General features: G+C 67.2%; 7 protein-coding genes and 1 pseudogene. 5 read left to right on the top strand and 3 right to left on the bottom strand.

Annotated features, from left to right (window positions below):
* The first annotated feature begins 138 nt into the window (after positions 1 to 138).
* Together ACIGO6_RS39820 and ACIGO6_RS39815 are read left to right on the top strand one after the other, a co-directional pair.
* Positions 139 to 963, top strand: a complete 825-nt coding sequence (locus tag ACIGO6_RS39820; protein ID WP_399885390.1) for a hypothetical protein — start codon at positions 139 to 141, stop codon at positions 961 to 963.
* A gap of 62 nt (positions 964 to 1,025) precedes the next feature.
* Positions 1,026 to 2,236, top strand: a protein-coding gene (locus ACIGO6_RS39815; protein ID WP_399885388.1) for an IS3 family transposase whose coding sequence is annotated in 2 segments (ribosomal slippage) — positions 1,026 to 1,278 and positions 1,278 to 2,236 — 1,212 coding nt in all. Because the reading frame shifts where the segments join, the coding sequence is not laid out codon by codon here.
* Positions 2,237 to 3,479: 1,243 nt separating this feature from the next.
* Here the strand turns inward: ACIGO6_RS39815 and ACIGO6_RS39810 are convergent.
* Positions 3,480 to 4,340, bottom strand: a pseudogene (locus ACIGO6_RS39810) (IS3 family transposase); the annotation flags it as partial.
* Positions 4,341 to 4,446: 106 nt separating this feature from the next.
* Here ACIGO6_RS39810 and ACIGO6_RS39805 point away from each other — a divergent pair.
* Entirely contained in the window at positions 4,447 to 4,806 is a 360-nt protein-coding gene (locus tag ACIGO6_RS39805; protein ID WP_399885385.1) for a hypothetical protein, read from the top strand.
* Between the two features lie 154 nt (positions 4,807 to 4,960).
* On the opposite strand, the gene ACIGO6_RS39800 is transcribed toward ACIGO6_RS39805, so the two are convergent.
* Together ACIGO6_RS39800 and ACIGO6_RS39795 are read right to left on the bottom strand one after the other, a co-directional pair.
* On the bottom strand, positions 4,961 to 5,455 hold the full coding sequence (locus ACIGO6_RS39800; protein WP_399885383.1) for a hypothetical protein: 495 nt from the start codon (positions 5,453 to 5,455) through the stop codon (positions 4,961 to 4,963).
* Positions 5,452 to 6,171 (bottom strand): hypothetical protein, encoded by a 720-nt coding sequence (locus ACIGO6_RS39795; RefSeq protein WP_399885381.1) that lies wholly within the window; start codon positions 6,169 to 6,171, stop codon positions 5,452 to 5,454. The genes ACIGO6_RS39800 and ACIGO6_RS39795 overlap by 4 nt, the downstream gene beginning before the upstream one ends.
* 380 nt (positions 6,172 to 6,551) lie before the next feature.
* On the opposite strand from ACIGO6_RS39795, the gene ACIGO6_RS39790 reads away from it, so the two are divergent.
* Entirely contained in the window at positions 6,552 to 6,887 is a 336-nt protein-coding gene (locus ACIGO6_RS39790) for a hypothetical protein (RefSeq protein ID WP_399885379.1), read from the top strand.
* An 822-nt stretch (positions 6,888 to 7,709) separates the two neighbouring features.
* A partial coding sequence (locus ACIGO6_RS39785; RefSeq protein WP_399885377.1) for a WD40 repeat domain-containing protein occupies positions 7,710 to 8,525 on the top strand: 816 nt, incomplete at its 3' end.

Here is an 8,525-nt window from a genome sequence, read left to right as displayed (position 1 = left end):
GCCAGCCGGGCAGCGGCCGAACAAGTGAACCTGAAACCACGTCAATCCGCCCTGACCTGCTAGTCAACCACTCCCGCGCAGCGGGGGAACCTCAATGCCGCACCTGCTGCGGCTGCGGTTCCGTCTGATGCCGGGGAGGTGCCGACGGCCCGGGTCGAGGCCCGCCGCACGGGGCAGCCTGTCGAGCTGGTAAGTCAGCGCACGGAGACTTCCCGGACCTACGCCAACCCGGACGGCAGCTTCACCTCCGAGATCTCTGCCGGGCCAGAGCGCGTCAAGCGCAACGGCACCTGGCACACGATCGAGACCTCTCTGGCCAAGCGAGATGGCACGCTCGCGCCGAAGGTTCACCCGCATGACCTTCGACTGAACGCGGGCGGCGGAGCGCTGCCGAAGTCGCTAAGGGCGGCCCGGGCCGCCGAGCCGCGTGACCTGGCGAGTATGGGGTCAGGAGAACAGCGGATCACCCTGCAGTGGAAGGGCGGTCTGCCAGAGCCTCAACTCAACGGAAGCAAGGCCACCTACCGCAACGCCCTCCCGGGCGCCGACGTGATCGTTGAAGCGACGCAGACCGGGTTCGAGCAGTTCGTCAGGCTGCGTGAGCGGCCATCAGGCAGCTACCGCTACACCCTGCCGCTGAAGACGGTGGGCCTGAAAGCTGATGAGCAGAACGACGGCTCCGTTGTCTTCACCGACGCCGCCGGCAGGCATCGGGCCGTGATGCCCGCCCCCATCATGTGGGACGCGGCCGTCGACGAGCGGTCCGGGCTGCCCGCCAACCGCCACCGTGTCGACATGGACGTCGTGCCCACGGGCAAGAACACCGTGGACCTCGTCATCACACCAGACGAGAGCTGGCTCACCGACCCGGCGAGGCAGTACCCGGTGACCATCGATCCCTCCACATCGGCCCTGTCGAACACGTTCGACACGTATGTACAGCAGGGCGAGACCAGGGACTGAGGTGACCCCTGGGGTGTGGACACTCTGACAATGGATCTTGATGGTCCGAGGAAGGGTGTCCTGTGGGACGTAGGTCTCCGTATCCGGAGGAGTTCAGGAACGACGCGGTGGCGCTGTATCGCGCTGCCGCCGGTCGGCGCACGTACGCGGCGGTTGCGGCGGATGTCGGGGTGACCGGCGAGACGTTGCGGTCCTGGGTGCGTCAGGCCGACGAGCAGGCGGGCCGGGCCCGCGGCGGCGAGGCCGTCGAGGGCCGGGACGAGGAACTGGCGAGGCTGCGGGCCGAGCTCGGCCGTCTGCGCAAGGCCGAGGCCGAATGGCAGTTGGAGCGGGAGATCCTGCGGCGGGCGGCCCAGTATTTCGCCCGGGAGATGAGGGCATGACCGGCCGCTGGGACTTCATCTCCCTCCACCGCGCCGACTTCGGCGTGCAGCGGATATGCCGGGTCCTCGGCGTCTCGCGCTCGGGCTACTGCCGGTGGACGGCCGGCGCGGCGGCCCGCGCCGAGCGCAGGGCGGCCGACGACGCACTGGTCGCGGAGATCCGCGAGATCCACGCCGACCACCGTGGCACCTATGGAGTGCGGCGCGTGCACGCTGAGTTGCGGGGCTTCGGGCACACGGTCAACCGCAAGCGGGTCGAGCGGCTGATGCGCCGGGAAGGAATCGAGGGCCGGCACCTGCGGCGGCGGAAGCGCACCACCGTCCCCGACCGGCTCGCGCCGCCCGCGCAGGACCTGGTCCGACGCGACTTCACCGCCGAGAACCTGGACGAGAAGTGGTGCGGCGACATCACATACGTGCAGGTCGGCGGCACCTGGCTCTACCTCGCGTGCGTCCTGGACATCTGCTCGCGCCGGGTGCTCGGCTGGTCCATGGCCACGCACATGCGGACCGAGCTTGTCGTCGACGCGCTCACGATGGCGGTGGCGACCCGCGGCGGCCACGTGAACGGAGTGATCTTCCACGCGGACAGGGGATCGCAATACACCTCAGCGGCGTTCGCCCACGTCAGCGACCGTTTCGGCATCCGCCGGAGCATGGGTCGTGTCGGGTCGAGCTACGACAACGCCCTGGCCGAATCGTTCTGGCAGGGGCTGAAGAGAGAAGCCCTGCGCGGGGTGTTCACGACGGTGCAGCAGGCCCGGCTGGAGATCTTCCAGTGGCTGACGTACTACAACACCCGCAGGCGCCACAGCTCCCACGGCTACCTCTCACCCATCGAGTTCGAACAGCGACACCGGGCAGAGCATAGACTCACCCTCGCGGCATGAACCCCCGTGTCCACACCCCAGGGGACGCCTCACCGGCACGACGCACCCCGCACCGGCGGCAGTTCGCGCGGGCGGCCACATTCACCCGAGCGAGCGCCCCGCTCGCTGCCGCCCGCATCGCAGGTCGCCGACCGAGGCGGCCTGTGTCCGGCGCCGCCGCCAGGCTGAGGCCGTCCACGCAGCCGCCCTGCGCCGGCCCGGGGGTCGGGGACGACGATCAGCGTCCCGGAGTCGAGGTGAGCACGAGTTCTCACACGCTGAGGAATACGCGACTCCCGATTACGCAAGGTCGCCAGTTCGACACCCCCTCTGACTCGTTGGCGAGGACAAACACGCATCACCATGACGGGTAATGCCAACGACCGCATCCTTTGGTCGCTTCGCACACGCGGAATTGGGTTACCGACGCGTAGGTGTGCGAGGCATAAGCGGGCCCGCCAGCGCTGCCGTTGCTATCGCGCAACGTGCGCATTGTGCCGCTTGTGTTGAGGAAGTATTCCGTTCGCACGCCGTTGCCGTCGGCCTCCCCGTCGTTGACTGTGATGCTAGCTAGCCCAGAACAGTTGTCGCCCTGCGCCCAGTCGTTGCCATGAGTGGCCCTGATCCGGCAGGCGGCTGCTCCCGCAGTCTCTGCCTGAGCAGGAGCCATTGAGGCGATACAGAGCAAGCCTGCGGCTGCACTGACGCCGACCATAACGCTACGAAGTCTGCGCACAGCTTTCTCCTTCGGTGGCTACAAGGCGCAGTCCGTAAGCGGGCTGCGTTGAAGTGAGAGCCAGCCTCCCAGAGGAGGTACGGATTTCTAGGACTGGTTTGAGACGGAAAGTCAGGGCGCAGCGATGTGTCCGGCTTCGGGACTGGTAAGACCGCATGTGCAAGCGCCCCCGGCCGGGGCACCGCCTACATTTGGCTGACCGATGACATGTACTGGTGACTCCCCGAGTCGATGCGAGCCTGGCCTGAAATGGTCGTTGAGGCCTGGCCCACGGGCCCGATCCGCTTCACCCGGACTCCGCGCGTCAGCTTCTGGAAGCCGCCACCGAACAGACATCCGTGAGGGCCGGCGGTGACCCCGGACATGGTCGGCTTCCGCTGCTTACGCGGCGCGTCCAGATCCGCCCGCAGACCAGGCGGAGCACCCGCTCGACCGCGAATCGTACGAGTGCCTCGTCAAGGTCAGAAGCACGCGGCGGCGGAGCAGGTCAACCTGAGGTTGATCCCCGGGAGTGGACACCGGGTTTGATGCGACGAGTGACAGCGTGCGTGGTGTGATCAGCCGCTGTTCGAACTCGATCGGTGTGAGGTAGCCGAGGGCGGAGTGACGTCGGCGCCGGTTGTAGTAGGCGAGCCAGCGGAATAGCTCGAGTCGCGTCTGTGCCTTCAAAGTCCAGCGCCCTCCGTGGAGCAACTCCCGCTTGAGGCTCTGGAAGAAGGACTCGGCCAGGGCATTGTCGTAGCTCGATCCGACGCGTCCCATGCTGCGGCGGATGCCGTGATGGCGACAGGTGTCGGCGAAGGTCCGGCTCACGTATTGGGCGCCCCTGTCCGTGTGGAAGACGACGCCCTTGACGTGGCCGCCGCGGGCGGCGACGGCCATCTCGATCGCGTCGGTGACCAGGGACGTGCGCAGGTGGTCGGCGATCGACCAGCCGATCACGCGGCGCGAGCAGATGTCGATGACCGTGGCGAGATACAGCCAGGTGGAGCCGGCGGCTATGTATGTGATGTCGCCGCACCATCTGGTGTCCAGCGCGCCCGCGGTGAAGTCGCGCATCAGCAGGTCCGGGGCGGGAGGCGCGGTCTTGTCCGCAATCGTGGTGCGCTTCTTGCGCCGCGGGTGCCGGCCGATGATGTGGTTGACGCGCATCAGCCGGGCTACACGCTTACGGTTGATCTTCCGCCCGCGCGACCGGAGCTCGGCATGCCCCGGGGCGCCGTAGGCGCCGTGGTGTTCGGTGTGGATGGCGCGGATCTCCGCGACCGCCCGCTCCTCCGCCGCTTGGCGCTCGGCGCGGACAGGTGCGGTGGCCTGGTGGCGGTAGAAGCCGGAGCGGGACACCCCCAGGACCCGGCACAGCCGCTTGACGCCAAAGTCGGCGCGGGGGGCTATCCGCTCCCACAGGTCGTCGGGCACAAGATCGTTGTTCACGCCGGAAGCGTGCCAGAACAAAGCGGTTGAGGAGGGCGAATCGGCCCGGCACACTCGCCCGATGAGCGACAGCACACCATCGGGCAGCTGGGATGGACCCTGGTACCGCGTCCGTACGGCACAGTTCGAGGCCGCGTTCCTCCCGAATGCCGGCGAGGAGCTGGAGACGGTGGACGACATCGACGTCGAAGTGAGGCTGCCCGATGGTTCGCGGTGGAGCGTGACCATTTGCACTGTTGCCCAGGTCGAGGTCCTGATGAAGCGGTGGGCGAAGAGCGGAGAGGCCCTGGGAGGCCGCTACTTTTGGTGCTCGGATGGGCTCATCGTCCGCGACGCTGGCATCAGCAACATGACCCGGGTCCTCGCCGGTCTGATCGAGACCGGCGAGTTCACGCAGATCCTTCAACGACTCGACGACTGACTGCCACCCGGCCTGCCGGTCTCATTCTGAAACGATCAGTAAATCGCTCGTTTGACAGACCCGGCCTGGCCGCCGTGCACGGTGTGCATGATTGACGGCCAGCCCGCTGGTGGTGCGGACTGGCCGTCGATGCGCCAGGCGCTGATGGCGGACGTCACCCTGTTGTGGGGGACTCTTCCTCCGCAGCGTTGCCACGTCCCACGGTGACGGCCCAGGTGACGGTCGAGGGTGCCGTGACTGTCACCGTGCCGGCCTTGTGGGCGGCGTTCATGACGAGTTGGTTGTAGGTGACGGCGGGCTCTTCCGTGCTGCACTCGAGCGGAAAGCTGGTTCCCAGGACGGGCACGCCGACTTTAATGGTGCCGGTGCCCTGGCAGCTGACCGCGACGATGAGTGCCTTGCGCGTGGTACCGGCGTTGTAGGAGAAGCTCGCGTTGCCGCGTGTCTCGCCCCGCTGGCCAGCGATGGTCTCACCGGCCTCGGGGTCGAGTGCCGGTGGCGTGAGCGTGGCGCTGTGCTGACTGGCTGCGGGGTTCGACGTCTTGGGCGCCGGAGTCGTGGCGTCGTCGTCGGTTTCGTTGCCGGAGGTGCAGCCGGCTGCCGTCAGCAGCAGGAGGGTCCACGCCGCTGTCCTGCGGCGGACCGTCACTTGGTTTCCCACAGCACCCAGCCGGTCCGGCGGGGCGTGTAGATGGTCACGTTCTTCTTCACGCCCTTGGTGCAGTTGGCATACAGGTACTGGCTGTAGCCGTAGGACTTGAGCCGGTAGATGCCGTAGCGGGCGTGGGTGGTCCGCTTCGGTGGAGTGTCGACGGCGATGGTGTTGCCCAGCCTGGCCGTGAGTTCCACGGACAGGTTGATGCCGAACTTGCCCTCGATCTCGGCGACCGCGACCGAGGCTCCGACCTTCAGCTCGCCGGAGTAGGCGATGCCGACCTTGCCGGTCACCTCGGAGGTGAAAGTGGACTTCGCGGTGCGCGAGGTGCCGTTGTAGTTGGCCTGTTCGGCGCCGACGCCCTTGTGGAAGTCCTTGCTCTTGCTCGTGGGCGTGTACCGGTAGCCCGGCTCGCAGGGCCTGGCCTCCAGGGTTGCGCTCGGCTTGGACGTCGGCAGGCCGATCTCGCCGTCTCCTACCGTCGGATCCGGTGCGGGCGACGTGGTGGGAGCCGGGGCCTCACCGGTGGGAGCGCCCTCGATGAGGTCGCTCTCCTCCGGCTCGGGCGGCGGAGCGGTCTCCACGACGGTGGTGTCGGTGACCGTCGGCGACGGCTCCTGGGCGACTGCTGTACCGCCGGTGGTCAGTCCGGCGAGGACAGTCAGACAGGTAAGGGCCAGCACATTTCTGGATATGCGGGCACTGTTCATGAAGCCACCAAATCTCTGGTGGATCGCCCCCGTGGCGATCAAGTGCCCCGAACACTATGCGTAACGACATGTACACACCATGGCATCTGCGGATTCCTGAGCATCATTTGAGCAACCAGCGCGATGACACGGTGAACCGGACGGCTGGACCCGCTATCACCAGAACGTCCCACCTGGCCCTTCCGCTGAGTGGATTCCCGACGGCGGGCAGGCGCCTGCCCAGCCCGCCATCGATCCGGCGGTCCTTGCCCGGCGGGCGGTGGATTCGATGAAACTCGTTGGCCCGGACATCGCCTCGCCGCGGGCGGCGGGCCGGTATGTCGTCGGGATGCCGATGTGGCTGTGGGGGCCGCCAGGGCCCGACCACTTACGGGCCCGCCATGGCGACGGCGACCGCGGGCGGCGTCACGGTGACCGCCACCGCGGCGGTCACCTCGATCCGCTGGACCATGGGCGACGGCACCACCGTCACCTGTGCTGGCCCCGGCACCCCCTACCAGGCGAGCGTGGGCATGGCCGACTCCTCCGACTGCGGGCACCGCTACAGCCAGATCAGCAGCGGCCGGCCCGGCGAGCAGTACCCGCTGACCGCCATCTCCACCTGGACCGTCACCTGGCAAGTCACCGGCGGCGGAGCCGATTCGGGCGAGTTCACCGAGACCCGCAGCAGCACCGTCGGCGTCCGCGGCGGCGAAGTACCGGTCCTCAGCCGATGAAGATCATCGGCACGGCCCGACCCGCGCCCCGGGCCGCAGCTCGCCGACCTGCCATGGTCGGCCCGTACCGAGCGCACCACGTCACCCGGTGATGGGGGGTGGGGCCTGCGCCCGGGCCCGGCGCCCCGTTTCACGTGGCAACACGAGCAGCGCGCCGTGAGCCCAGTTGGGGCGCTGTCATCGCGGCGGCAGTCGCCGAAGGCCTGAGTGAGGCCGGCGATCGAACCTCTGTTGATCAAGTACATGCGTCGCGATGGAGACTCCGTACGCACAGGGCTCTCCGGCCGCAGTGGTCCGGCAGCGACGTGACACCCCCGATTGCGGCTGATGACACCCCTCTCGAAGGGCCCGGCCAGATGGCCGGGCCCTGAGCCGCTGGTACCCCCTCCACCTGGCCTGGTCCTGGGGCAGGACCACCAGCTCGGCCCGCGCGAGGGAGCTACTGGATGAGATTTCGGAGAGCCGGGACGCTGCTTCCGGCGCCCGCCAACCCGGCGAGGATTGCGCCGGCAACTGGCACACCCGTGAGTGCGGTGAGGCCACCGACGGTGACGCCGATGACGAGTGCGGTCAGCATCACGACTGAGGTGTGCAGGGACAGAAAGGGATCACCTGGGTCAGCCTTCTTCACAGACGAAGGAGCTGGCGTCTGGTGGTTCTGATTTGTAGTCATGTGCTCAACATGACCGCCGTAGCGCCCTGGCCTGCAGAAACAGAACAGATCCGAAAGGCCGGAACACAGCGCCCCTGCCATGCGTGTTCCGCCTTGTTCGGCCGCCGAGCCGTTAACCTGCGAACTCGCGGGAGAGCTAGGGGAGGGCCATGGCGAAGAGTCTCGCGGAAGAAGACGGTGCCCAAGCGTACGAGACACTGTTGCAGGCACAAGGGGAGAGACTGAGGCTCCTTCGGGTACACCGAGGGAATCCCACATATCGGGACATACAAGGCCGGGCGGCAGGGATTGATCCGGTAACAGTTCTTTCACTCGCAGCGCTGAACAAGGCTTTCACCGGCAAGCCTGTGGCTGAGGAAAGGCTGATCCTGCTGGTGCGGACACTGCTCTCGTGGGACGAAACAGGAGAAGACCGTCCTGCCCCCGGCCCCCGCTCACCTGAGTTGAAGCCGTGGCGGGCCCAATTCCGACGTGTTGCTGCAGCACAGCCGCTGAGACGGCCCAAGCCATCTGGAGGAGGGCAGTCACACGCCGAGCAACTGTTCAGGCGGGGCGTCTTGCACGGAAGACTTCCAGAGATCTTCCGTGCCGAGGAGAAGCGTGTACGAGCGATGGCGTTCTCACCTGACAGTTCCGAACTCGTCATCGCTTCGTACGCAACAGTCCTGTGGGATCTCACCACTGGTACTTTCAGCCATTTCCGTGGACATGAGGACGTTGTGGCCTCTGTAGCGATCTCCCCTGACGGGACCTGGGTCGCCGACGGCAGCAGGGACGAGCTGATTCACGTGCACGACCTGACCACTCGTGAACGCCTAGCCAGCCTCACCAGTAACCCGGTCTGGATGGGGCCCGGCGACGACCCCCTGATGGAGATGCCCCTCGATTACGCTGTCACGTCGGTGGCCTTCGCACCCAACGGCATGCTCGCCTCCGGCAGCATCGATGCCACGGTGCGGCTGTGG

Source organism: Streptomyces sp. NPDC053750, from assembly GCF_044544295.1.
Lineage (GTDB): Bacteria > Actinomycetota > Actinomycetes > Streptomycetales > Streptomycetaceae > Streptomyces.
Note: the sequence above shows the minus strand (reverse complement) of the source record. Positions and strands in the feature narration are given on the sequence as shown.

What these genes read in the sequence shown, in the direction of transcription:
- ACIGO6_RS39805 (WP_399885385.1), top strand. Translation starts at nt 4,447, where the DNA reads ATGAGCGACAGCACACCATCGGGCAGCTGGGATGGACCCTGGTACCGC.
- ACIGO6_RS39795 (WP_399885381.1), bottom strand. Translation starts at nt 6,171, where the DNA reads ATGAACAGTGCCCGCATATCCAGAAATGTGCTGGCCCTTACCTGTCTG.
- ACIGO6_RS39790 (WP_399885379.1), top strand. Translation starts at nt 6,552, where the DNA reads ATGGCGACGGCGACCGCGGGCGGCGTCACGGTGACCGCCACCGCGGCG.